This is a genomic window from Marinobacter sp. 1-3A (assembly GCF_016597775.1).
Lineage (GTDB): Bacteria > Pseudomonadota > Gammaproteobacteria > Pseudomonadales > Oleiphilaceae > Marinobacter > Marinobacter xiaoshiensis.
Genome location: NZ_VCGZ01000006.1, coordinates 163,092 through 188,948, shown reverse-complemented (window position 1 = coordinate 188,948; position 25,857 = coordinate 163,092). Strand labels below are relative to the sequence as shown.

The 25,857-nt window shown below is 54.4% G+C and carries 18 protein-coding genes; 13 read left to right on the top strand and 5 right to left on the bottom strand.

All coding sequences use genetic code 11. The features are described 5' to 3' along the window. The first annotated feature begins 162 nt into the window (after positions 1-162). Positions 163-1,026: a thioredoxin gene (gene trxA, locus FE848_RS11505; RefSeq protein WP_200202947.1), complete on the top strand. Its 864-nt coding sequence runs from the start codon at positions 163-165 to the stop codon at positions 1,024-1,026. Between the two features lie 168 nt (positions 1,027-1,194). Further along, the gene (locus FE848_RS11500; protein WP_200202946.1) at positions 1,195-2,337 is read left to right on the top strand and encodes a helix-turn-helix transcriptional regulator; all 1,143 of its coding nucleotides are present in this window, start codon (positions 1,195-1,197) and stop codon (positions 2,335-2,337) included. 67 nt (positions 2,338-2,404) lie between these two features. Here the strand turns inward: FE848_RS11500 and FE848_RS11495 are convergent, their stop codons facing one another. Further along, entirely contained in the window at positions 2,405-4,036 is a 1,632-nt protein-coding gene (locus FE848_RS11495; protein ID WP_200202945.1) for a hypothetical protein, read from the bottom strand. 326 nt (positions 4,037-4,362) lie between these two features. Next, a complete protein-coding gene (locus tag FE848_RS11490; protein WP_200202944.1) occupies positions 4,363-5,727 on the bottom strand; it encodes a KamA family radical SAM protein in 1,365 nt (454 codons plus the stop codon). A gap of 653 nt (positions 5,728-6,380) precedes the next feature. Here FE848_RS11490 and aceE point away from each other — a divergent pair. From aceE to astB, 9 genes are all read left to right on the top strand, one after another. After that, a complete protein-coding gene (gene aceE / locus FE848_RS11485) occupies positions 6,381-9,044 on the top strand; it encodes a pyruvate dehydrogenase (acetyl-transferring), homodimeric type (RefSeq protein WP_200203137.1) in 2,664 nt (887 codons plus the stop codon). Positions 9,045-9,054: 10 nt separating this feature from the next. Further along, the gene (aceF, locus tag FE848_RS11480; RefSeq protein WP_200202943.1) at positions 9,055-10,707 is read left to right on the top strand and encodes a dihydrolipoyllysine-residue acetyltransferase; all 1,653 of its coding nucleotides are present in this window, start codon (positions 9,055-9,057) and stop codon (positions 10,705-10,707) included. A 110-nt stretch (positions 10,708-10,817) separates the two neighbouring features. Beyond that, a complete protein-coding gene (locus FE848_RS11475; RefSeq protein WP_200202942.1) occupies positions 10,818-12,083 on the top strand; it encodes an NADH:flavin oxidoreductase/NADH oxidase family protein in 1,266 nt (421 codons plus the stop codon). Positions 12,084-12,093: 10 nt separating this feature from the next. Then, positions 12,094-12,615, top strand: a complete 522-nt coding sequence (locus FE848_RS11470) for a DUF2478 domain-containing protein (protein ID WP_200202941.1) — start codon at positions 12,094-12,096, stop codon at positions 12,613-12,615. A 122-nt stretch (positions 12,616-12,737) separates the two neighbouring features. Beyond that, a complete protein-coding gene (locus tag FE848_RS11465; protein ID WP_200202940.1) occupies positions 12,738-13,952 on the top strand; it encodes an aspartate aminotransferase family protein in 1,215 nt (404 codons plus the stop codon). An 8-nt stretch (positions 13,953-13,960) separates the two neighbouring features. Continuing rightward, positions 13,961-15,001: an arginine N-succinyltransferase gene (locus FE848_RS11460; protein WP_200202939.1), complete on the top strand. Its 1,041-nt coding sequence runs from the start codon at positions 13,961-13,963 to the stop codon at positions 14,999-15,001. Beyond that, positions 14,995-16,059, top strand: a complete 1,065-nt coding sequence (astA, locus tag FE848_RS11455) for an arginine N-succinyltransferase (RefSeq protein WP_200202938.1) — start codon at positions 14,995-14,997, stop codon at positions 16,057-16,059. The genes FE848_RS11460 and astA overlap by 7 nt, the downstream gene beginning before the upstream one ends. 35 nt (positions 16,060-16,094) lie before the next feature. Then, positions 16,095-17,573 carry a succinylglutamate-semialdehyde dehydrogenase gene (gene astD / locus FE848_RS11450; RefSeq protein WP_200202937.1) on the top strand — a complete coding sequence of 493 codons (1,479 nt, stop codon included), beginning with the start codon at positions 16,095-16,097 and terminating at the stop codon, positions 17,571-17,573. 52 nt (positions 17,574-17,625) lie between these two features. Beyond that, entirely contained in the window at positions 17,626-18,966 is a 1,341-nt protein-coding gene (gene astB, locus FE848_RS11445; protein ID WP_200202936.1) for an N-succinylarginine dihydrolase, read from the top strand. A gap of 31 nt (positions 18,967-18,997) precedes the next feature. Here astB and FE848_RS11440 read toward each other — a convergent pair whose 3' ends face one another. Next, positions 18,998-19,636 (bottom strand): TetR/AcrR family transcriptional regulator, encoded by a 639-nt coding sequence (locus FE848_RS11440; protein ID WP_200202935.1) that lies wholly within the window; start codon positions 19,634-19,636, stop codon positions 18,998-19,000. Between the two features lie 164 nt (positions 19,637-19,800). On the opposite strand from FE848_RS11440, the gene FE848_RS11435 reads away from it, so the two are divergent. Both FE848_RS11435 and FE848_RS11430 read left to right on the top strand, forming a co-directional pair. Beyond that, on the top strand, positions 19,801-20,880 hold the full coding sequence (locus tag FE848_RS11435) for an efflux RND transporter periplasmic adaptor subunit (RefSeq protein WP_200202934.1): 1,080 nt from the start codon (positions 19,801-19,803) through the stop codon (positions 20,878-20,880). Further along, a complete protein-coding gene (locus FE848_RS11430; protein ID WP_200202933.1) occupies positions 20,880-23,906 on the top strand; it encodes an efflux RND transporter permease subunit in 3,027 nt (1,008 codons plus the stop codon). The genes FE848_RS11435 and FE848_RS11430 overlap by 1 nt, the downstream gene beginning before the upstream one ends. 17 nt (positions 23,907-23,923) lie before the next feature. Here the strand turns inward: FE848_RS11430 and FE848_RS11425 are convergent, their stop codons facing one another. Beyond that, positions 23,924-24,961: a succinylglutamate desuccinylase gene (locus FE848_RS11425; protein WP_200202932.1), complete on the bottom strand. Its 1,038-nt coding sequence runs from the start codon at positions 24,959-24,961 to the stop codon at positions 23,924-23,926. 169 nt (positions 24,962-25,130) lie between these two features. Continuing rightward, complete coding sequence (locus tag FE848_RS11420) at positions 25,131-25,856, bottom strand: ABC transporter permease (protein WP_200202931.1); 726 nt, start codon at positions 25,854-25,856, stop codon at positions 25,131-25,133. Between the last annotated feature and the right edge of the window lies 1 nt (position 25,857).

Here is a 25,857-nt window from a genome sequence, read left to right as displayed (position 1 = left end):
TGCTAATGCTTCCTGATAAGAGGCGTGTCTGTTCACTACCTAGAGCCTAAAGTTATATTTTCAAGCTCAAGGGCACACAAGCCTTGGCCTGACGCTCTTGAATTCCAGTTCTGTAACCCCATTTATGCTTTAACCAATATACGAACATTTCAGGTGCCCTACATGAGCAGCTCTCCCCATATTTTTGAAGCCACCATGGAAAACTTCCAGCAGGAGGTTATGGATGCCTCCTCTACCACGCCCGTACTTGTGGATGTGTGGGCCGAGTGGTGCGCGCCCTGCAAACAGCTAATGCCTTTGCTGGAAAAGCTGGCTATCGAGTACGAGGGGGCCTTTCGGCTTGCGAAGGTCAATGCGGATGAGCAGGAGCAGCTAACCACCAGCCTGGGTGTGCGCAGCCTGCCAACCGTTATTATGGTGAAGGATGGACAGGCCGTTGATGGATTCAACGGGGCATTGCCTGAGAGTGAAATCCGCAAGGTGCTAGAGAAACATGTTGAGCTTCCTGAGGAAGCGCCATACGAGAAAGCCCACCGCATCTGGGAGGAAGGTGATGTTGATGGAGCGTTGGCTATTCTCACTGAGATGAACCGGAAAGATCCGGAAAATATGAAGGTGCTGATCGATCTGGCCCAGCTGAAAGCCGAAAGTGGTGACATAGAAACCGCCGAGCAGGTGCTTGAAAGCCTTCCGCCAGAGGAAAAGCTGCAGCATCAGGCAAAACAGCTGGCGGCCAGAATAAAGTTCCTGAAGCAGTCTGCAGAGCTACCGCCCATGAAGGATCTTGAAATGGCGCTGGAGCAGAACCCGAAAGACCCCAATGCCTTGCACCTTTTGGCGCTGCACAATGTGCTGCAGGACAAAAATGCGGAAGCGATGGAACTACTCATCAAACTTATGCAGGTAGACAGTAAATACAAAGACGAGGTGGCTAAAACCACCTTGGTTGAGTTGTTTGAGAAGCTGGGGAATAACAACCCGGATGTGCGCGTATACCGGCGCAAGCTTTATACCCTTATGCACTGATCCCATTATTTAGCGGGTTGTCCGCCATGACGATGGCCCGCTAACTTCCTCGAAAATCCCTGATAGCCCGTTTTTCTCTACATATCGTTGAGTTTCTTCTATAGTTTGGTTAGCGGAAGCAAGTAATAAGTTCCCGTAACAATAAAAACCAACTACGTGGGAGAGCTGATGGAGTCTCAATCGCTTCATGGGGCATATAGCCACCAGGAAGTCCTTCCAGATGAGGCTGAGTTGATTCGGTGCCTGTATGAGTCTTTACAGCACCAAGCCGGCTTCCATGATTTTCTGGCTATGCTGACGACTGCCATTAACGGATGTGCAGCCCAGCTTTCCTTCATCCGCAAGGCGCCCCGGGCGATAGAGCATCTCTGGCACGCCGGGCTCTCTGATGAGGTTCTAGCCTGGTATCTTGACAACAATATGATTGAGCATGATGCAGTCACCAATTATGCGATTACTCAGCCGCCAGGCGAGTTCAATTCCGCCTTGCCGCTATTGGAGAATGGCCCTCCCGGCGACGATTATGATCGGTGGGAGTCAGATCAGAGCATGCTTGATTCGGCGTGGTTGGTGGTTGATGCATCAGGCACCCACATTATATTGCTTACCGTTCAACGTACTGTCGCTCAAGGCCCCTATGTACCGGGAGAGCTTGAAGCCTTGAACCGCCTTGTGCCATTTGTACGGCAAACGGTCGGCCTGGCGCAGACCTTTCACCAGCATCCAAGCGCGGAACAATCACTTTCAGCAATAGCAGAGCTGATTTCCGAGGCGGCGTTTGTTTTGAACAACCGGGGGCATGTGGTGCTTTCGAATCAGCGAGGTGATGAGTTGATGGGCCGGGAACAGTGCCTGGCTATTCGGGATCAGCGCATCTGCTTTCAGTCCAGTGTTGTTCAAAAGGCCTTTCTTGGTGCAGTTACGCGCGCTTCTGGTGTCGTTGTAGGCGATGAGACCGCGCGTCCTGAAACCCTGATCATTGGTCGGGATAAAGAAACCCCGCTGGTAATGACCTTAAGGCCTCTTGAGCATAATGATTTGCTGACCGGGGGTGTATTGATAACGGTGATAAATTCAGATTCGAGAGTGTTTCCCAGTGCCGAAGAGATTGCCGAGTACTTTTTACTTTCCCCGGTGGAAGCGGAGGTTTGTGAGGATCTTGTTACCGGCCTCAGCCTGAAAGACATTGCCGCAAAACGGCATAAAAGTGAGGCGACCATTCGTAGTTATCTGAAACAGATATTCCATAAAACCGGTCAGAGTCGGCAGGGGCAATTGATTAGTACGATTCTTTCGGCTTTGTTGCGGTAGATGTGCTGCTTGTGTGGTGAACAGCAGGGCGCTCGAATAAGGGGCGCTCTGCTGTTTCGGGTGTTTATTAACTGTTGGTTTTTACCAGAATAACGATGCCGAGCTCGTCAGGATCGCTTCCAGAATCAGCATAGCGGAGCGTGAAGATACCCAAGGTCGCGCCATTGTTGAAGAAGCCCTCCATGGTCATTGTGCCTTCAGTGTCTCCTACTGTAAGTGTCGCCGCCCCATTACTGGCGATATTGGCTGTAAGATCTGTACCTGACTCTGTATACGTCTCGACTGAAATGTCGCCACCAAGATTCGGCTTTATGACTTCAATGAATGCGCCGTCCACAGTTCCCTCTATGGCGGAACTCATGTTCACATAACTGTTAAATTTGCTTGAAGAGAGAATGAGTTCGCCACTATCACTCAGCTGCATAGCCACCAGGAGCATTCGGTATTTGTTGTTCGTTACATCGGGCGCGACAGTTGGGAGCTTCAGCAAGAACGTCTGGCCAAAGTTTGCATCTTGCGTATTGGTGCCGTCCGCATCGGTAAAGGCGCCGTAAGTGAAGGTGCCGTCCCCTGCAAACGTGAGAGTGTTGGTCTCCGTGAGTAGTTCAATATGACTCGTGGACATGCCGGCCTCGATATAGACTCGGCCAAACTGGCCCACTAGATCAGTGTCGCTGAAATTTGTCGGTTGACGACTGAACATTTCGAGATTTCGGAAGATTTCGTCGCCACTTTTTTGTTGTGGGTCGATTGCATCCTTTATTCCATCGCCATTGGCATCAATGGTGACATACCGGACAGACGCTTCGTTAGTAAGAAGAAAGAAAAGCCCCGAATCGCCAACTTGTGAAAAGTTGTATGCCATTGGAGGGTAGCGCCAGCCAAAATCGCCATCGATATCTTCTTCGAACTCGCCAGAAACGGAAAGGATGCCATTGGCAGAGAGTTTCCCGGGGAAGGTCTCGTTGATATTGGGCTCCACCTCGCTCTCATAGTAAACGCTACCCTGGTTTACTGCTGTACCACGTAGGTCGCCGAATGCGCTTTCCTCGTTTAGAATTGTGAGTGAAAGATTGTTGGCTCCATTGTCTGCAAACGCAAAATCGCCCGTCCATACGTCGATTGCAAAGGAGCCATAGCCATTGCTCTCACTGTCACTGAGCCCGAATGAAAAAGCGGCGTTACGGTAATTTCCTGCAATGCTGGCAGCGTTACCGGCAGGTGCGGTGGAAACGGCCACTTCATTTTCAACGAAATCCCCTATTTCACTTTCCAGGGCTGCAAAAACGGCGTCCAGATTGGCTGCGGTTGCCAGAGTGATGTCAAACTCCTCCACTCGGCCAGAAAGCTTAACAACATCCGATACTGCCAGTTGGTCCAGTGCTGCGCCTTGGTCGATGAACTTCTGCAGCACGAACTCGGATACCGGCGAGATGTCCACATCCCTCTCTACTACTTGGGCGTGGAGAGCATCATTGCTACCGGTAATTCTTACAACCAGGTTGCCTGCAAGATTGACTCCTTCAGGAAGGGTGAGGGTATAGTCCCCGGTGATTGAGGTTGCTGTAGTTGCCAGCACACCCCCTACTTGGGCCCCACTATTGTCGACCCGGATAAGTTCAACCGTCGCACCACTCTCGCTGCTCGATGATCCACCGCAGCCAACAAGTAACAATGTGGAGGACAGCGCGCCCGCCATAGCAATATGTTTTATTTTTTCACTGGAAACCCCTTATGAATCGACAATGTTAACGGCGAAGAAGTTAGCATGTGCCTTTTGGGGTGCATGCCCCTATATGGGGGTGTCCCGGGTTCAGTATTTTCGAGGTGGTTTTAGCAAAAAGAGGGTTTAGCCCAGTAAGGGCAGGCTTTCGAGGGGGATAGGTGGTTAAACTGCAGATATATAAAGAAACACAATTCTACATTGTTTGACAGATTTTGAAGAGAAGACAGCATACTAAAAGGCCGGGTTAATCCTTCCACCCGGCCTCACTCGCAATCTGCGATGCTGCTCATGCAGCAGCGTTAGCCAATCCCCTGCTTCATCGCCTCAAACTCATCCTCAAAGAAGAATTTCTCCTCTCCAAACGCTGGTTCCAGTTCATGCAGCCAGGTAGCTGTCTCGCTGTATTTCGCGAAGAAAGGACGCTGTACCCAGTCCGGGTTGCGGCCCTGCAGGAAGCGCAGCACGAAGACTTTCTCGCCAGCGACTTCCGCAATGCCCTGAACTTCAACCTTGCCGGGGCCTGCGCTCATGCTGGGGCCGCGGGCGGTTCGGGCCAGGCCGCTGACCTTTTTCATGGCCTCGCGGTAAATGTTAAAGGCTTCGGCCAGGGGCACTTCAAAGTAGTTCTTGGCGCCTGTGTCCCGCTCCACAAACATGTAGTAAGGGATGATGCCCAGCTGTACTTCTTTCTTCCAGAGCCTGGCCCAATCATCCGCATTGTCGTTAACGTGCTTGATCAGTGGGCCTTGTGCGCGGATTTCCGCACCTGTGGCACGAATGCGGCGAATGGCCTCTTCGGCGATGTCGGTGGTGATTTCCTGCCAGTGGTTGTAATGGGCCATGATCGCAATGTGTTTGCCCGCATCCACCAACTTGGCGAACAGGTCAATCAGCTCATCTGCATCCTTGTCGGTTACAAAGCGGTAAGGCCAGAAGGTCAAAGCCTTGGTGCCAATGCGAATGGTCTGGATGTGGTCGAATTCCGGCTGCAGCAGAGGCTCAAGGTACTGAGCCAGGCTCTTGGTTTTCATCACCATGGGGTCGCCACCGGTAACCAGAAGGTCAGTTACTTCGGTGTGCTCCTGCAGGTAGCCGTGCAGCTTGTCTGCCTCGGTGCTGGACATCTTCAGGTCTTTGTCGCCCACAAACTGCGCCCAGCGGAAGCAGAAGGTGCAGTAGGAGTGGCAGGTCTGGCCCTGGGCCGGGAAAAACAGCACGGTTTCGCGGTATTTGTGCTGCACGCCGTCGAGCACTTCGCCTTCCAGTTCCGGCATGTTCATTTCCATCTGGCCAGCCGGGTGCGGGTTCAGGTCGTCGCGAATTTCTTTGGCGACGGCCTGAATCTCTTTTTTCTCGGCACCTTCACGGTGCAGCTTGGCCATGCGCTCAAAGTGTTCGTCTTTGAGCATGCCCTTTTGCGGGAATACCAGTTGGTAGATGGGGTCGTTGGGTACTTTGTCCCAGTTGATCAGCTCATTGATCACGTATTCGTTTACGCGAAACGGCAGCACGCTGGCCACCACCTTCATTTCAAACAGAGTCTCTTCCGGAAGGTTCTGGATGATTTCGATTTTGTCTAGCTGGCGGTCTGTATAAACCTTGAAGCGTCGCTCCTCGAATTCTGTGGTGGGAATCCGATTAGGGAAGGTGACGATTGAATTCATAGTTCGCCCTCTGTGGTTAAAAGAATGAAGTGACTGGAGGGCAAAAGTAACGCCGCTCCGATGGTCAAAAAATGGGCAGGCGAGTATACATAAATTGTTGTTTAGTTTCAGGTCTAATTAAAAATGAGTTGAATAAAGTTGCTCCAGGTTTCAGTTGTTTTCTATAGCGTTGAAATATAAGAGTATTGTTTGAGTTTTTTCTCGGGTAGTTTCTGTTTTGATCATTTAGCGTGGTAATTAAAAAGTGATGGTTTGCGGGACTAAGACGTTGGTCTGAGGCTGGTTGTTTGGTGTTCGGAAAAAAGGCATTATTGCGTAACTAATCGAAATAATTTTGCTGTTTTCCGCAAGGCATCACGTTCTCAAGGGTGGATTTGGAGTTTTGTGTAGTAAAAAGACTACGGAATTTGGGCTCTTGTCCAGGGGGTTGGTCGAGTTCGTGTTGCAAGTTGGCCATCCTTACAGGGGGCAGGCAGTAAAAGTGGAAAAGCTGTTCTATGCTTGATGAATACAGTTTGTACCCTTGGCCGGTAAGTCTTCCGGCAGAACACTCATAGAAAAAACTGTCGTTGTCACAGTTTTTATTGTTACCGCATGCGCGGATGCCACGACTGGCACCTGCAGCATTTTTGGATGCGAAGGGGGAAGGTTTGATGTACCAGGATGATGATCCCATTGAAACGAGCGAATGGCTTGAAGCGCTTGAATCGCTCATGGAGAACGAAGGAATAGATCGGGTTAAGTACATTCTGGAGCGCCTCTCCGAACGCGCCAGCCGGGATGGTACCGAATTACCTTATTCGATCACGACGCCTTTCCGGAACACCATTCCAGCAACGCAGGAAGCGAGGATGCCGGGCGATCTGTTTATGGAGCGCCGGATTCGTTCGCTGATTCGATGGAACGCCATGGCCATGGTAGTGCGGGCGAACAAGCGCCCGGGCGATCTGGGCGGCCACATTTCCACATTTTCTTCGGCAGCCACGCTTTACGACGTGGGCTTCAACTACTTCTTCCACGGCGGTGATGAAAAGCGCGAGTCTGATCTGGTTTATTTCCAGGGCCACGCATCGCCGGGGAATTATGCCCGCTCCTTTCTGGAAGGGCGGTTCACAGAAGAGCAGCTTGATAAATATCGCGAAGAAGTTGACGGAGACGGCCTTTCTTCCTACCCGCACCCGTGGTTGATGCCGGATTACTGGCAGTTCCCTACAGTTTCCATGGGCCTTGGGCCGATTCAGGCTATCTACCAGGCCCACGTAATGAAGTATCTGGACAGCCGCGAACTCGTTGAAATGGGTGACCGCAAAGTCTGGTGTTTTGTAGGTGACGGTGAAACTGACGAGCCTGAAACGCTCGGGTGTATTTCAAAGGCTGGTCGGGAGAATCTCGATAACCTTGTGTTCGTAGTGAACTGTAACCTGCAGCGTCTGGATGGGCCGGTGCGGGGTAACGGCAAGATTATCCAGGAACTGGAAGGCGCCTTCCGGGGTGCTGGCTGGAACGTGATCAAGGTAGTCTGGGGCAGGGTGTGGGACACCTTGTTCGATCAGGACGAACACGGCGTTATGCAGCGTGCCATGGACGAGATCTGCGATGGCGATCTGCAGAACTTTACCCACAACGGGCCTGCTCACACCCGCAAGCATTTCTTCGGCAAGTACCCGCAGTTGGCCAAGTTGGTAGAAGGCTGGACGGACGAAGACATCAACAAGCTCAACCGTGGTGGTCACGACCCATACAAAGTATATGCCGCGTATAAAAAAGCGGCGACTGAGGCCAATGGCAAGCCCACGGTTATTCTCGCCCACACCATCAAGGGCTACGGTTTTGGTGCAGCGGGTGAGTCCCAGAATACGGCTCACTCCTTGAAGAAGCTGGATCTTGAAACCCTCAAATCATTCCGTGATCGCTTTGCGATTCCGCTGAAAGACGAAGAGCTGGAAGACGTACCCTATTACCGCCCGGCGCCAGACAGTCCAGAGCTGACGTATATGAATAAGCGCCGGCAGGAACTGGGTGGCTTCTATCCTCGGCGCCGCAAGGACTGCCAGCCACTCCAGATTCCTGATCTGGATATTTTCAAGCAGGTTCTGGAAGGTTCAAACGGCCGTGAAATATCCACAACCATGGCGTTTGTGCGGTTGCTTGGCGCGCTGGTCAAGGACAAACGCATTGGCAAGCGCATAGTGCCGATTGTGCCTGATGAAGCCCGCACCTTCGGAATGGAGGGCATGTTCCGCCAGCTGGGTATCTACACATCTGAAGGCCAGAAATATGTGCCCCAGGATCGTGAACAGATCATGTATTACCGGGAGGACAAGAAGGGGCAGATCCTGCAGGAAGGTATCAATGAAGGTGGTGCTATGGCCGCGTGGATAGCGGCTGCGACATCCTATAGCAACAACAACTTCCCGCTGATTCCTTTCTATGCTTTCTACTCCATGTTTGGCTTCCAGCGGGTGGGAGATCTGGCCTGGGCCGCGGGCGATATTCAGGCGCGTGGCTTCCTGATTGGCGGTACCGCAGGGCGCACCACGCTGAATGGCGAGGGTTTGCAGCACCAGGATGGTCATAGCCATGTGCTGGCAAACACCATTCCCAATTGTAAGGCCTATGACCCTGCCTTCGGCTATGAAATGGCTGTGGTAATTCATCGCGGTTTGAAGGAGATGTTTGAAGAGAACAAAAACGTTTTCTACTACATCACCATGGAAAACGAGAACTATGAACAGCCGGCCATGCCCAAGGGTTGTGAAGAAGACATCATCAAAGGCATGTACAAGTTCGAATCTGTTGAAGTGAAAGGCGGCAAGAAAAAGCTGCGTGTACAGCTATTGGGTGCAGGCGCCATTCTCAATGAAGTGCGGGCCGCTGCTCAGATGCTGAAAGAGGACTGGGGTGTTGCCTCGGATGTCTGGAGTGTGACCAGCTTTAACGAGCTTGCCCGTGATGGTCAGCACGTGGAACGCTGGAACTTGCTGCACCCGGATGACAAAGTCCGCAAGGCCCATGTCACTCAGTGCCTGGAAAATCAGGTAGGCCCGGTCGTCTCGTCGACAGACTACATCAAGCTGCACTCCGAACAGTTGCGGGCGTTTATCCCCAAAACATTCCTGACATTGGGTACAGATGGTTTTGGTCGCAGCGACACTCGCGAGAAGCTGAGAAGCTTCTTCGAGGTGGATCGTTATTACGTAACGGTTGCTGCTCTGTCTGCCTTGGCGAAAGATGGCGAGGTCAAGCAGGAACAGGTTCTTGAAGCCATGCGCAAGTACGGTATCGATCGTAACAAAACGAACCCGGCGCACTGCTAAGGAGACCGTCATGAGCGAACAGGAAATCAAGGTTCCCGATCTCGGCGGGGCAGATGAAGTTGAGATAATTGAGATTCTGGTAAGTGTCGGCGATTCGGTGGAGGCAGAGGACTCGATTCTGACTGTTGAAACCGATAAGGCCTCCGTAGATTTGCCATCCCCTGGTGCCGGTAAGATCACCAAGCTTTCCGTGAAGGTTGGAGACAAGGTGAAAGAAGGCGACGTGGTGGCGATGATGGACGCGGAAGGCGCCGCTGGCGGAGCGGAGGATGAGCCGGAAGCGAAAGCAGAAAGTGGCGCCAGTTCCGAGGACAAATCAGAGCCTGAAAAGAGCAAGCCGGAGCCGAAGAAAAAGTCTGGCGGCTCCCGCAAGGAAACGGTGCTGGTTCCGCCTCTGGATGGGATGGAAGAAGTGCCGGTTATCGAAGTCAACATATCTGAAGGCGATACCATTGAGGTAGATGCATCTTTGGTGACGGTTGAATCTGATAAGGCATCCATGGATATACCGTCACCTTATGCTGGCAAAGTGGTAAAGGTTCTGGTTGCCGAAGGTGACAAGCTTTCAGAGGGTGACAAACTTCTGGAGATGATGGTTGCCGACGACGGTGATGAAGAAGTTGAAGAGCAGAGCGAGGAATCGTCAGGCTCCAGCCAGGATTCGAAGCCTGAGCCCAAGTCAGAGGGAGCACCACCGAAAGAGCCGGAGGTGCAGCCGCAAAGTTCAACCTACGAGCCACCCTCACCGGGTGCCAGAGTTCATGCTGGCCCGGCTGTGCGCAAACTGGCTAGAGAGCTGGGTGCAGATATGACTCGCATCAAAGGATCTGGCCCGAAAAGCCGGATTCTGAAAGACGATGTGAACGACTATGTGAAAAGTCAGCTGCAACAGACTCAGCAGGGAGGCTCGGGCGCTGGTACGGGATCGGGAATACCGGGTGTGAAGCTGCCAGATTTCAGCCAGTTCGGCGACATAGAGCGAGAGCCTATGTCACGGATGATGGCGGTTACTGCCAGCAACATGCAGCGTAGCTGGCTTAATGTGCCCCACGTAACCCAGTTTGAGGATGCGGATATCTCCGATATGGAGGCATTCCGAAAATCCCAGAAAGCGGCGGGTGAGAAGAAAGGCGTGAAGATGACGCCTCTGCCGTTCATTCTGAAGGCCTGTGCAACGGCACTGGCCGAGCTGCCGCAGTTCAACGTGTCTCTTGATATGGAGCGCAAAGAGGTGGTTCACAAGCAATACATTCACATTGGTATTGCAGTGGATACACCCAACGGGCTGATGGTTCCGGTGATTCGTGATGTGGATCAGAAGGGACTGTGGGAGCTGGCGGCAGAAAGTGCCGAGCTTGCCCAGAAAGCCCGTGACAGGAAGTTAAAACCTGCAGAAATGCAGGGCGCCTGTTTCACCATCACAAGCTTGGGCGGTATCGGTGGTACGGCATTCACGCCGATTGTGAATTCGCCGGAGGTAGCGATACTGGGGGTTTCCAGAGCGGCTATGAAGCCTGTGTGGGATGGAAGCGAGTTTCAGCCAAGGCTGATGCTGCCGCTGTCTTTGTCCTACGATCATCGTGCCGTGAATGGCGCTGATGCGGCGCGCTTTACCTCGCTGCTCAGTCAGCTACTAGGGGATATTCGTACCCTGTTGCTCTAAGCTCTGGTAGGTTGATAACGTTGAATCCGCCTTCAGTCTTCCTGGCTGGGGCGGATTTTTTGTATTCTGTCACCATAAAGTGATTCAGAGACCCATCAGAGATGCTCGTCATGAACCCCGCTGAAGTTCTTTCCAAACCGCTAAAGCTCAAGAACGGATCCGTTATTCCCAATCGCTTCGCCAAGTCTGCCATGAGTGAGGCTCTGGGCACGATTGATAACCGGGCTACCCAAGAACTGGTTACGCTCTACCGCACCTGGGCTGAAGGCGGAACGGGGTTGTCGATTACCGGAAACGTGATGATCGATCGCCGGCATATTGGCGAGCCACAGAATATTGTGCTGGAGGATGAGCAGGACATCGAGCTTCTCAAGGCGTGGGCTGCAGCCGGCAAGGTGGGGGGTAAGCAGATCTGGATGCAGCTGAACCATCCGGGTAAACAGATCCCGAAGATGCTCAACAAGGCGCCGGTGTCGCCGAGTGCTATCCCGTTCCGCAAGGAAATGCAAAGCATGTTCGGCACGCCCAGAGCACTCACCGGGCCAGAAGTTGAGGACATTGTTCAGCGATTTGCCCGCAGTGCCGCCATTGCCGAGAAGGCAGGATTTGATGGCGTGCAGATCCACGGCGCTCACGGGTATCTGGTAAGTCAGTTTTTGTCGCCGCACCACAACCAGCGCACGGATGAGTGGGGCGGATCCGCAGAGAAACGGATGAGGTTTGTGCTTGAAGTTTATCGAGCGATTCGTGCGTCAACTCAACCCGGTTTTTGCGTGGGTATCAAATTGAACTCGGCGGATTTTCAGCGTGGTGGTTTCACCGAGGAGGAGTCCCTGGCGGTTATCGATGCTCTGGCGAGCGAGGGAATTGATCTGGTTGAGATCTCAGGGGGCAATTACGAGAGCCCTGCCATGGCGAAGGGAACCAATAAAGGCAAAGGGGATGGAGACGTAAAGCAGAGCACCCTGGCACGGGAAGCATACTTTCTGGCATTTGCAGAGAAGGTGCGCAAGCGCGCGGATGTGCCTTTGATGGTTACCGGGGGCTTTCGTACCAGCGAGGGTATGGCCCATGCTCTGGCCTCCGGAGCGACGGATCTGGTGGGATTGGCCCGGCCGCTTGCGGTGGAGCCGGATCTGCCAAACCGGGTCATGTCGGGGGAAGCCTTCACCAGCCTTGTAAAACCGATCAAAACCGGTATTAAGGCAATCGACAACATGGCGTTGATGGAGGTGAGCTGGTACGCGCGCCAACTTGGGCGCATGGGCAATGGCAAGCCGCCTCGACAGCACGACCGGGGGCTGTGGTCACTGGTTGAAGTACTGGGTGTAATGACAACCAGGGGCGTCAGAACCCGGTTGCGCGCTGGTGAATAGGTCCGAAATTATGAGCACAGAATTGAACCTCGCCGCTGTTATCTACGACAACGACGAGCAGCCCGTGGATAAACTGCTGCACATGGTCGCAGCGACACTGAACCAGCGTGGTGACAGAACCGCCGGTCTGGCGATGGTATTGAATGAACAGGGCCTGCGCCGAGCGCCAATGGCGCTTCAGGATCTGGAAACCGGCAAGGAATATTCCATTGCCCAGAACCTGGGGAAGGAGTCGCAATCCTGTTGCCTCGACCCGCACGGGCTTGCGGATGCAACCAAGGTGTTGCGAGCGTTACTGAATCAGCCGCCGCGGCTGGCTGTTGTGAATCGGTTTGGGCAGCAGGAAATAGATGGCAAAGGCTGCCGCGCAGAGATTATTCAGTTGCTTGATGCTGGTATTCCGGTTTTGACGGTGGTCAAGCGCAAGTTCCTTTCCCAGTGGCATGAGTTTGGTGGTGGCCAGGCAATAGACCTGCCTTTTTCAGAAGAGGCTGTGTTGCAGTGGTGTGACGGAACTTTACAGCGGCGATAGCGCCAGATGTGCTGAGGCATCAAGTGGCGTAGTATAAGTGACTGATCCGCACACCTACTTACTTGCCTACGCCGGCAACTCTACTATTTTTATAGGCTTAACTGCTTTTCCGAGAGAGATCTATGAACAAAGAACCTGTCAGCCGAGAACTGTTTGATGAAGTTATGGTCCCCAACTACGCACCGGGTTCTATTATTCCCGTGCGAGGCGAGGGTTCCCGGATTTGGGATCAGGACGGCCGCGAGTTTATAGATCTTCAGGGTGGCATTGCGGTGAGCTGTCTCGGGCATTCGCATCCCGGGCTGATTGGTGCATTGATGGAGCAGGCAGAGAAAATCTGGCACCTCTCTAACGTGATGACTAACGAGCCGGCTTTGCGTTTGGCCAAAACTTTATGCGATCTCACGTTTGCCGAGCGAGTGTTCTTTGCCAACTCCGGTGGTGAAGCCAACGAAGCGGCGTTCAAGCTGGCACGTCGTTATGGCTGGGAGCACACAGGCCCGGAGAAGCACGAAATTATCTCCTTCAAGAACGCCTTCCACGGCCGTACCTTGTTCACCGTGAGTGTGGGCGGACAGGCAAAATACCTGGAGGGATTTGAGCCTGCGCCAGGTGGTATTCACCACGCAGACTTTAACGACCTGGAATCCGTCAAAAAGCTGATCTCCAAGGCGAAGACCTGCGCTGTGGTTGTGGAGCCGATTCAGGGTGAAAGCGGTGTGGTTCCGGCTGACCCTGAGTTTCTGGAAGGTTTGCGCAAGCTCTGTGATGATAACAATGCCTTGCTGATTTTTGATGAAGTGCAGTCTGGAGTAGGCCGTACAGGCCATTTGTATGCATATCAGATGTACGGTGTGGTGCCTGATATTCTTACCAGCGCCAAAGGTTTGGGCGGTGGTTTCCCGGTAGCCGCCATGTTGACCACGGCAAAAGTGGCAGCCAGCCTTGGTATTGGCACCCACGGCAGCACCTATGGCGGCAATGCGCTGGCCTGTGCCGTTGCCCAGAAGGTACTCGATACCGTGAGCCAGCCCGAGATCCTGAAAGGCGTTAAGGCCCGCGCTGATCACCTGCGTAAAGGCATGATGGATATTGGCAAGCGTTATGATGTCTTCAGTGAAGTGCGCGGTGAGGGGCTTTTGCTGGGTTGTGTGCTGACTGAAAAATGGAAAGGCAAGGCGAAAGAGTTTCTCAACGCTGGCCTGGATGAAGGTGTGATGGTGTTGATTGCTGGCGCTGATGTGATTCGGTTGGCACCTTCGCTGATCATTCCGGATACTGATATTGATGAAGCGCTTGAGCGTTTCGAAGCGGCGGTGAAGAGACTGACTGCCTAGGAGATCTTATGTGGTTGGTACGTCCGGCACTACCGGATGACGTGAACCAGATACTGGAAATTGCAGGCGCGGCTGGTTCAGAAACCGTCCGCCTTTCATCCACGCTGCCCCGGCAGCGTGAAGCCCTTGCCGAAAAAATAAAACACTCGCTTACGTCTCTCGCCGGTAAAACCATTGCTGGCGGCCCATTGCCAAGATTTCTGTTTGTTCTGGAAGATACCGCCACTGGCAGGGTTCACGGCGCAGCTGGTATCGATGCCCGTGCGGGCAATGGTCAGCCGTTTTATAACTACCGCCGTGATGCACTGATTCACGCCTCCCACGAACTTGGCATATCAAGCCGCGTAGACGTTCTCTATCCCAGCCACGGATTGACCGATCACACACTGCTGTGTTCGTTTTCCATTACCCCGGAATTGCGCAACACGGAAGCCTTTGAACTCTTGTCGAGAGCCCGAATCCTGTTCATTGCCGGGCATCGCGACTGGTTCACCCAGCGCGTTGCAGTGGAAATTCAGGGCGTTCAGCATGCAGATGGCAGCGTGCCATTCTGGGACAGCCTGGGGCGTCACTTTTTCAATATGGACTTTGAAACGGCGGACCAGCACTCGGGTGCGCTCAGTAAAACCTTTATTGCGGAGCTTATGCCGCCGCATCCTGTGTATGTCACTTTGCTTTCCGAGGCAGCGCAGGAGGCGTTAGGGCAGCCCCATGAACTGACAGTGCCAAACCTTGAACTGCTACAGAGAGAAGGGTTCCAGGCCGGCTGTTATCTGGACATTTTTGACGGCGGGCCAGTGCTGGAAGCGCGCACTGATGCCTTACACACGCTGGTGACCAGCCAGCTCAAAGCTCTCCATGGTGCTGTGGGTGATGCTGACGATGGAGGTGGGGATCTTTGCCTGATTGCAGCGGGTGACGGCGCCGGATTTCGTTGCACTCTGGCCCGCGCAGCCGGCACGCTTGAGGGTACCCTTAAGGTACCTGTGAAGGTCTGGAGTTTACTGGAGAAGACCGCTGGTGATGAAGTGAGGGTAGCGCCATGTTAGTCATCCGACCGCTCCAGCAAAGCGATCTTGAAGATCTCTATACTATGGCGCAGAGAGCGGGCAAAGGACTGACTTCGCTGCCAGCCGACCGGGACATGTTGCAGCGTAAAATTAACCAGGCACAGGAAACCTTCAATCAGCGCTGTGCACCGGAAGCGGGCCTGTACCTGTTTGCCCTGGAAGATACAGATACTGGCAAAGCTGTAGGGATTAGCGGTATTCAGGCCCGTGTGGGCCTGGATGAGGTGTTTTATAACTATCGGCTCAGCGTTACCGTAAACGCCTCCAAAGAGCTGGGTGTGCATGTGCGTACGCCCACACTGCACCTTTCAAACGATATGACAGACACCAGCGAGATATGCTCGTTGCTGCTATCCAGCGATTACCACGGCGGTGGCAATGGTCTGCTTTTGTCCCGTTGTCGCTTCATGTTTCTTGATGAGTTTCGAAAGCACTTCTCTGAAAAAGTATTTGCAGAAATGCGCGGCGTGTCTGATGAGCAGGGAATGAGCCCGCTTTGGGATGCGCTGGGCAGCAAATTTTTTGATATGGAGTTTATAGAAGCCGACATGCTGTCCGGGCTTGGCAATAAATCGTTTATTGCTGAGCTGATGCCCAAGTACCCAATTTACCTGCCCATGTTGCCGGATTCGGCCCGGGCAGTTATTGGGCGGGTTCATGGCAATACGGCTCCGGCGCTCACCATGCTGAAAGCCGAAGGATTTAACTTTAATGGCATGGTCGACATCTTTGATGGTGGCCCGGTAGTTGAGGCGTTCGTGCACACCATTCGCACAGTTCGGGACAGCTTCAACCGCTATGCCTCGGTGACCCGCAAAGCCATTGATCTTGATGTGCCAGCTGATAAGCGGGTGATGATTTCCAATCGTTCGTTCCGTAACTTCCGGGTAACAACGGTGCCGGCCAGTTGCGTTGGCATAGATACGGTCAGTCTGCCACCGGAAGTGGCAGAGGCCTTGCAAATCGAATCTGGCGATCCGGTTCGATTGGCGCCTCTTAAGGAAAGGTCTCAGGCACCGGCAAAGGCCGCAAACTAAAAACTTATTATTCCAGCAGCAGGAGAGTTAGTGATATGGCAAACCTGACAGGCGAACTGTTTATTGGCGGGCTTTGGCTGCAAGGCCACGGGGCCGCGTTTGAGTCTGTTCAGCCCGTTACCGGTGAGGCCGTATGGGAAGGCACCGGCGCGAGCCTGGCCGATGTGGATGCAGCCGTGCGGAGCGCGCGGGACGCCTTCCTGAAATGGCGACGCAAGAGCTTTGCCGAACGCCTGGCGGTTGTTGAAGCTTTTGCTGAGTTGCTGGACGCAAACAAGGAAGATCTGGCCCACCAGATTGGCCTGGAAACCGGCAAGCCCCTGTGGGAGTCCCGCACGGAAGTGGCTGCCATGGCAGGCAAAATCGGCATTTCGGTGAAAGCCTATAATGATCGCACCGGGCATTCTGAATCGGATGTCGCCGGTGGTCATGCAGTACTTCGCCATAAGCCCCACGGAGTGGTTGCTGTATTTGGCCCGTATAACTTCCCCGGCCATCTCCCTAATGGCCATATTGTGCCTGCACTGTTGGCGGGCAATACGGTTGTGTTCAAACCCAGTGAGCTGACCCCCGGCGTGGCGGAACTGACGGTTAAGTTGTGGGAAAAGGCGGGACTGCCGGATGGTGTAATCAACCTGGTTCAGGGTGCTGCGGATACAGGCAAGTCGCTTGCGGGCCACCCTGCAATTGATGGTTTGTTCTTTACGGGTAGCTCAACGGTGGGCCATAAGCTGCATGAGCAACTTGGCGGTCAGCCGGAGAAGATCCTTGCCCTGGAAATGGGCGGCAACAACCCGCTGATTGTGCAAGATGTTTCGGATGTTGATGGCGCTGTCCATCACGCTCTGCAGTCCGCATTTCTGTCTGCTGGCCAGCGTTGCACTTGCGCGCGAAGGTTGCTGGTTCCAAAAGGCGCGAAGGGCGACGAGTTTCTGGATCGCCTTGTGACTGTGTCTGCCCGTATCCAGGTGGGGGAGTTTGATGACAAACCCCAACCGTTTATGGGGTCGGTAATCTCCGCACAGGCGGCGGAAAAGCTTTTGGCGGCTCAGGCCAGCATGCTCGAAAAAGGCGCAATATCGCTATTGGAGATGAAACAACTCAAGCCAGATACCGGCCTTCTTTCTCCGGGCATTGTGGATGTAACCGGGTTGGAACTGCCGGATGAGGAGTTCTTCGGACCGCTGTTAACAGTTTATCGGTACAAGAGTTTTGATGATGCCCTGGAGTTGGCTAACAAAACCCGTTATGGGCTTTCTGCCGGCCTGCTTTCAGACGACAGAAAGCTCTACGAACGATTACTGGAAGAGGCAAGGGCAGGCATTGTTAACTGGAACCGCCCTCTGACCGGCGCCAGTAGTGCCGCACCCTTTGGAGGCGTAGGCGCCAGCGGAAATCATCGGGCCAGCGCCTACTATGCGGCTGATTACTGCGCCTGGCCTATGGCCTCTCTTGAAGCGGGCAAAAGTGAGGTGCCGGAAAGCCTGGCGCCGGGCCTTAACTTCGATTCCTGATTGGCAACGTTGAGATTTATTCCCTGAATCCGGATGGACGGAATTCCCAGACATGGCAAAACATGCGGTAGAAGCAAACTTTGATGGCCTGGTTGGCCCAACCCACAATTATGCGGGCCTGTCCTGGGGCAATGTGGCATCGAAGTCCAATGTGAATGCGCTATCCAACCCCCGGGAAGCAGCGCTTCAGGGGTTGGCGAAAATGAAGCGCCTGGCAGATCGGGGCTACGTTCAGGGTGTATTGCCACCCCATGAGCGCCCTCATATACCTTCTCTGAAAGCGCTTGGGTTCAGCGGCACGGATGCACAAATTCTGGCGCGAGCAGCTAAATCCAGCCCGTCGATCTTGGCGGCTGTGGCCTCGGCTTCGTCCATGTGGACAGCTAATGCGGCTACGGTTTCACCCAGTGCCGATACAGACGACCACAGGGTGCATTTCACCCCCGCCAACTTGAGCGCCAAGTTCCATCGCTCCATTGAGCACAGGGTAACTGGCCGCATGCTCAAATCTATCTTCGCGGACGAAGGGTATTTTGCCCATCACCCGGCGCTGCCTTCGGTCAGTCACTTTGGTGATGAAGGCGCAGCCAACCACACCCGTCTTTGCGGCGGATATGGTGACCCGGGGGTGGAGCTATTTGTGTATGGCCAGATTGCATTCAACGAGCAAGCACCGGCTCCGAAAAAATACCCGGCCCGGCAGACTCTTGAGGCCTCACAGGCTATCGCCCGCCTGCACGGCCTGAAAGATGGGCATCTGGTATTTGCTCAACAAAACCCGGCAGCCATTGATGCGGGAGTGTTTCATAACGACGTTATCGCGGTGGGTAACGGTAATACGCTCTTCTATCACGACCTGGCGTTTCTTGATGAACAGCGGGTGCTGTCAGATATTCGTGCCCGGTTGACTGGCGCTGAGCTGGAGGCTGTTCGTGTAAGCAGTGCGGAAGTGCCTGTTTCAGACGCGGTGGCTTCTTACCTGTTCAACAGCCAGTTGCTGAATACGCCCGATGGCATGTTGCTGGCGGTTCCGGGGGAGTGCAGGGAAGTGCCCTCTGTGAGCAAGTACCTCGATAAGCTGCTGGCCTCTGGCGGGCCTATTACCTCAGTGGAAGTGTTTGATGTGAAGCAGTCCATGCGCAATGGCGGCGGCCCTGCTTGCCTGCGTTTGCGAGTGGTTCTGAATGACGACGAACTAAAGGCCATGCATCGGGGCGTGATTCTGACCGATGCGCTCTATGAGCGCCTGACAACCTGGGTTGAAGCCCACTACCGTAGCGAACTTGGCAGGGAAGACCTGGCCGACCCCATGCTGCTGGAAGAAGTGCGCAAAGCGCTGGATGAACTGACCGGAATTCTGGGGCTGGGTTCTATTTACGATTTCCAGATGTAGCAGCCTTCCCGGTTGCTCCGAAAAAGCATGGTCAGGGTGCCGCAATCGAAGAAGCCAGCATATCCATCGTGTGTCGGATAAGGCTTTCGGCCGGGAAGTTATCGCCACTCTCGCTGGCTTCGGATTGGCACAACAAGAGAGCGCCGTGCAGTGCCCCGCGTAGATAGAGCGCGGTCTGCTCCGGGCTGTGGATACGTTGACGGCTCATGGTGCCATCTTTCAGCCCCAGCTCTATGGCCTCAGTCATCAGCGCCATCAGCTCTGTCTTTGAGCAAAGCATTTCTTTGGCTTGGGTTTCATCTGCCTCAGCCATAGCGGTGGAGGCTTTGGTGAGGGCAGAGAAATAATCTGGCTCATCCAGATAGAAACGATAATAGGATTCCCCCATAGCGCGAATTTGCGCCAGCCCCGTATCGGCAGTCAGCCGTGCCTTTCTGAAGCGTTCATACAAGCTATGCCCTGCACGCAGCATGATGCCCCGTTGAATTGCCGCCTTATCCTTGAAGTAGACATACAGTAGAGCCCGGCTCAGGCTTGCCGTGCGGGCAATGTCATCCATGGAGGTGCGTTCGTAGCCCTTCTCTGAAAAGACCCGTTCAGCGGCGTCCAGAATCGTGTCGTAGCGGGCCTGTTTTTCCCGTTCACGGCGTGTTTTCAGCGGTTCAGTCATCGGGTTCTCTCGTCAGGCTCTTTCAACGGTTAATTTTTCAATTGGAGAATGAAAGCTGATTATTGACATAATGTCAAAGAATGACATCATGTCGGGCTTAACGCCCCGGATTTCCGCAGGAAGCGGTATCAACAACAACTTGAGCACGGACGAAAGGATACTTTATGACACCATCGCGTACCCCTGTTGCCCTTTTATTTCTTGCTGCCTGCGGCCTGTTTTTATCTGGTTGCCTGGCTGATGATGCCCCCGCTGCCTCGGGTGGGCATGTGGTTTCGGTGCGTGTTTCAGAGGTTACGGGTGGCGAAGCTCAGGAAATCACCCTGCGTTTTTCCGGCATTGTAAGGTCAACCCAGCGTGCAACGCTTACCTTCCAGGTTAGCGGAACGCTTCGGGAACGGGCAGTGGAATTGGGCCAGACCGTCGCCGCCGGCGACTTGTTGGCGCGAGTTTACAATCCGGCGTTGGAACCGGCGCGAGATTCGGCAAAAGCCAAGCTGGACGAGTTGAACACCCGTTATGATCAAGCCAAGCGTGAGTGGGAGCGTTCGAGTCGTCTGCACGAGCGGGGTGTTGTTTCAGAGCAAAACCTTGAGCAGATTGCGGCTCGCCGGGATTCGTTGAAGGCCAGCGTAGCAACAGCCCAGGCCGCATTGGCTGAGGCCGCTCAACTGTTGGAAGAAAGTGCTTTGCGAGCGCCGTTTGGTGGTCGTGTGGAAGCGCTACTGGTCGAAAGAGACGAGTTTGTAGCGGCCGGCCAACCGGTAATGCGCCTGTCTTCTCCTGAAGGTAAGGAAGTAGAGGTACGGGTGCCTGCCTACCTGCTCGCCCATGTTGCGGTAGATGAAGAATTGCCGGTATGGTCTGTGCAGAATCGAATTGAGGCTCCGGTACTTGGCTCGGTTGTTGAAATTGCTCAGGCGGGCGCTATCCGGGGTGAGTTGCATCCGGTTCTGGTTAGCTTGCCGATCAATACCCTGGATACCGGTGAGCCTGTTGAAGTGGGTATTACACCCACTCGGGAATCAGCCATGACAGTGCCGCTTTTGTCCGTGCTCCGCAGCGCTGATGGCATGACGGTATTTCGGGTACGTGAGGGCATTGCCCGGCGAGTTCCCATACAGGTTGAGCGTGTTGTAGGTGAGCGCGTTGTGGTGCGGACAGGTGAGCTGGAACCCGGCGATCAAGTGGTTTATGCAGGTATGACGCGCCTTGCAGACGGTGATGCCGTGGAGGTGCGCTGATGACGCGCCGTTTGCTCAATTACCAGCGATTGTTGGGCATGGTGGTTACCATGCTGTGTTTGCTGGGTATCGCGGCATACAGCACCATGCCGCGCCAGGAAGATCCCTCATTTCCCTACCGGGCCGGGCTGGTCTCGGTAAGCTACCCGGGGGCCAGTGCCGATGCTGTAGAGCGACTGGTACTGAGACCTCTTAGCGATGAGCTGCGCCAGGTTGAAGAAGTGGATGTTGCCCAGGGCACGGCGCGCACCGGCGTTGCCCTTGTAAGATTGCGCCTCAACGATAACATCTACAATACAGACCCTGCCTGGGATCGAGTTCGCCAAGCAATGGAGCGTGCACAGCAGGACTTCCCGGACGACGTTGGTCAGATGGCTCTGGATGATCGCCTGATCGATAACCCGGCCATTGTTCTGGCTATTGGCGGCGCGCCTTCGGTGAGTGAGCTGACGGGTGTGGCGGAACGCCTGAAAGAAAACCTCTCCGATCTCAGCGGTGTATCCCGAATTGAGCTGGAAGGTGATGCCGACGAGCAGATTACCCTGGCTCTGGATGATGCGGCGCTTTACCGCCTGGGCATCTCGCCGGCGCGAATTCTGCAAACCCTTGCCCAGCGCAACCAGACCACCCCCGGCGGTTTTGTGGTTGTCGACGGCCGGCGATTGTCAGTGCTCCCCAATACCGAGTTTGCGGATATTGATGCCATTCGAGCGACACCGATCGAACTTCCGGACGGCTCTCAGGTGCCGCTGGCGGCGGCGGCCGATGTATGGCGTGGCCCCGCAGAGCCACGCCAGCCAGAAACCTGGTTCGATGGTGAGCGAGTTGTATTGCTCTCGTTGATTATGGAAGAAGGTTCGACTGACGCGATCCGCTTTGGTGAACGGGTGCGAGAACGGCTTGCCCAGATTCGCCCTGACTTTGAGCCCTACGAAATCCGCGAGATGTTCTTCCAGCCGGATAAGGTCTCGGAGCGCCTGGATAATCTGGCCTGGAGCCTGGTGCTTTCGGTGTTGATCATCGTGGCTGTGGTGTTCACCGGCATGGGTATTCGAATGGGCCTGCTGGTGGCTTCCATTCTGCCGATGGTGGCTTTGATCAGCGTTGGGCTTTACGATCTTGGCGGTGGCGTGCTGCATCAGATAGCCGTTATCGGGATGGTTATTTCCCTGGGTATCCTGATCGACAACGCCATTGTGATCGTGGAGAACATTCAGGGCCATCTGGATGAGGGCATGCGCCGTTTGGATGCTCTGCGCAAAGCGGTTAGTGAGCTTGCGGGACCACTGGGAGCTTCTACCGGCACTACACTCGCCGCCTTTGCTCCGCTTTTGCTTGCCAAGGGCGGTGCGGCAGACTTCACGCGGGGCGTGCCAGTGATGATCATGCTCACGTTGTCTGTGAGTTACCTGTTGGCGATCTCGGTGGTGCCCCTGCTGGCAGCACGCTTCCTCAAGCCCCGCCGCAATGCCGAGGCCGACCGGCTGCTAGGCCTGGCGCGTTTTCTTGGTGGCATGGTGTACCGCCATCCAAAGCGCCTGATTGCTGCTGGTGCTTTTCTGGTTGTGGTCAGTTTGTCCATGACGACATTTATGGCACAGCAATTCTTCCCCAATGCCGATCGGCCTCAGGTGATTGTCGAGCTCTTTATGCCCGAAGGCACAGATCAGCAGCGAACTGCTGAAGCGGCCGCCAATCTGGAGCACGCCATACGTACTCAGCCCAAAGCGCTACAAATTCACCGGTTTGTTGGCTTTACCGGCCCCGCATTCTATTACAACCTCCAGCGCGCACCTCAAGCACCAAACAGAGGCCGGCTAGTGATAGCGACACCAACGCTGGAAGACACAACCGAAATGATTCGCTGGATTCGTGCCCACGTAGATGAACAGATGCCCGAGCTGGATGTTGGCGTAGGTGTTCTGGGACAAGGGCCGCCAAGCATTGCCCCCGTGGAGGTGCGCGTTTATCACGCCGATGAACAGACCCGCACGCACGCGGTGGAACAGTTGTTCAGTGCATTGCGCCAAGTCGAAGGCACCGTGGATGTGCGGCACGACCTGGATATTGGTGTGCCCAGCATTGCCATAAATGTGGACGATGCCACCGCTGCAAGATACGGGCTTACCCGTGCGGATGTGGCCCAGAGCCTGTATGGCCAAAGCTTTGGTGTGGTTGCCGAGCGTTACCGCCAGGAGAAAGACCCCATACCACTGGTGCTGCGATCCCAGGAGGGCACGTCGCTGCCACTGGAACGATTGCTTTCGGTGAATATCTATAACGATCAGGGGCAAGCTGTTCCGCTTTCTGCTGTTGCCAGTGTGGAAACCACTTGGGAGCCCGCCGCCCGCTATCTGCGCAACGGTACCCGACTCAATACAGTTACGGCTAACCTGCTGACGGGCTACAGCTTCAGTCAGGCGCTGGACGGATTGCAGCGCGCGCTGGAAGATAATCCTCTGCCTGAAGGTACCCGTTTGGAAATGGGTGGTGATGCTGAAGGCTCCGGCGATGCTAATGGCGCACTGCTAACCGCAGCACCCATCGGCATACTCTTGCTGCTCTTCTTCCTGCTGCTGCAGTTCAACTCATTCCGCCGCGTGGGCATCATTCTGCTGACCGTACCCTTGGCCACTGTGGGCATAATCCCCGGCCTGGTGCTTTCCGGCTCACCCTTCGGGTTTCAGTCGCTGTTGGGTGTGATTGCATTGGTGGGCATTGTGGTGAACAACGCCATAGTACTGCTCGATGTGATGGACAGAGAATTGGAAAACGGCGAGAACATTCACGAAGCCATGCGCAAAGCCGTAATCCAGAGAACCCGGCCCATCCTGCTGACCACGGCAACCACCGTAGCAGGCCTGCTGCCACTAGCCTTCTCCAGCTCCACACTCTGGCCACCCATGGCTTGGGCGATCATCTCAGGGCTACTGGCTTCAACTGTACTGACCCTGCTGGTCATCCCCGCGGTGTGTACGCAGCTGATCAAGGTGAAAGTGGCTGAACCGGAAAACGCTCCGGCGTAGCGTTGTGCCGGCGGGGCTTAACGGGGCCTGATCAACAGGCCCACCCGCTGGCCAACCGGCACATCCCGGTTTGGAAACACAATCGCCTCTGGAATCTCGCCAACCTTGTAACAGGTATCGTCATCCTCCCAGATGACGGTACCCGGGGCGTACTCGGTAAAGTTGGCCACATCATCCGGAATGTGAAACTGAAAGTTTTTCCCTGTATTCAGAATCTCGTACACCACCTCAAACACCGTGAGATGGTCAAAGGGTGGTTGTGTGGCAGGAGCGGGTTCACCACAAAACCGCCGCCGAAGTGCATTTTTAACACCCTCGAATCGAGTGAGATCATTCATACCGAAAGGATGGACCTTGCCCAGCTCCACCGTAAAACTTTCAGCGTTCAGCACGGATGAAGAAAACGACGAAAACGTAGTGCCCACCTTATGCTGCAACAGCAGAGTTTCCACCTCCGCCTCCAGCAAGAAATTACACTGCACCTCCGGCACCTGCCTGCCTTCAACAAACGGATAAAGCGCAAACTTCTCCCGTTGGGAAGGCCTTATGGCCGTATGCAAATCATAGTGAGAGAGAGCCTGTGGGTGCGCCATAGCAAACTGCCGACACACCTCCTCAAGAAACAGCGCCCGACCCGCTTCCGGCAGCCCAGCATATTCCGGTTTGCCATGGGCACCGTTAAACAAACGGTTAAGGTTCACATCCAAAAACCGCTCCCCCGCCACCATGGCTGGCGGGTTTCCCATAATCAGCAACAGCGGACAAGCCAACTGCCACTCTCCGTTCACTAGCTCGCTGAGCAGCGCGTTAAGAACTTCTATGGGAGCGGTTTCATTGCCGTGAATTCCGGCTGAGACAATCAGCGCCTCTTGATTCGGATTGGCACGATCAGGTGGCGGCGTAAGCTGTAAAACACCAACAGCTTTGCGGCTGATGCAGGTGCCATCAGAAAGGATGGTTTTGGTTTCCGGGAGATCGACTGCGGCGTGGGCAAGCGTATGAGCTAGCCAGTCAGGATTGGGTTCAAATAAGTGTATTTGTGCAGTTGCTGTCATGAAGGCTCCCCGAAGAGCTCGGAGGGCGGGCGGTTACGCTCCTTCCGGGAGTGTCTGAAGCCATGGATGGCTTCAGTCAAGCCCACATGGATGTGCTCGTAGCGTCTCCCGGAAGGAGCGTAACCGCCTGCCCTGGCACATTGTTTCAGGCGGTGCTTTTAATCATTGATCAAGAGCCCACAGGCCGCTGATGCCGCAACAAATGATTCTCAAGCTTGCGGAACGCAAACACCAGAATAAACGTAAGCACCATGTAGCAAAGCGCCACAAAAATAAACGCATCAAACGGCGCATAAAACCGGGAGTAAATATTCCGCGCAGCCCCCGTAAGATCCACAATCGTAACCACACTCGCAATCGCACTCGAGTGCAGCATGAAAATAACCTCATTGGAATACGCCTGCACCGCCCGCCGCGCAGCACTGGGCAACACAATACGCCGCATCCGCATAAACCAATTCATACCGTAAGCCTTCGCAGCCTCAATCTCACCATGGGGTGTCGAAATGATCGCACCGCGAATAATCTCAGTGGTGTAGGCGCAGGTATTCAAAGTGAATGCCAGCAGGGCAGGGTAGAAGGGCTCCCGGAAAATCTCCCACCAGAAAGTTTCCTGAATGCCGGGAATCTGGGCAACGCCATAGTAAATAATGTACAGCTGAATCAGCAGCGGCGTGCCACGGAAAAGATAGGTGTAAAGCCACACCGGGCCAGACACAAACGGGTTCTTAACCGTACGAAGAATTGCCAAAGGAACCGCAAACGCCAACCCGATAATCAGGCACAGAAATACCAGTTGAACAGTCGTAACCATCCCGTCCCAGTATTCCATGATGGTCATGGCGGTAAAAATGTCGTTTTTGTTGAGCCAGGCAGCAATAAAGTCGGGTGGCATT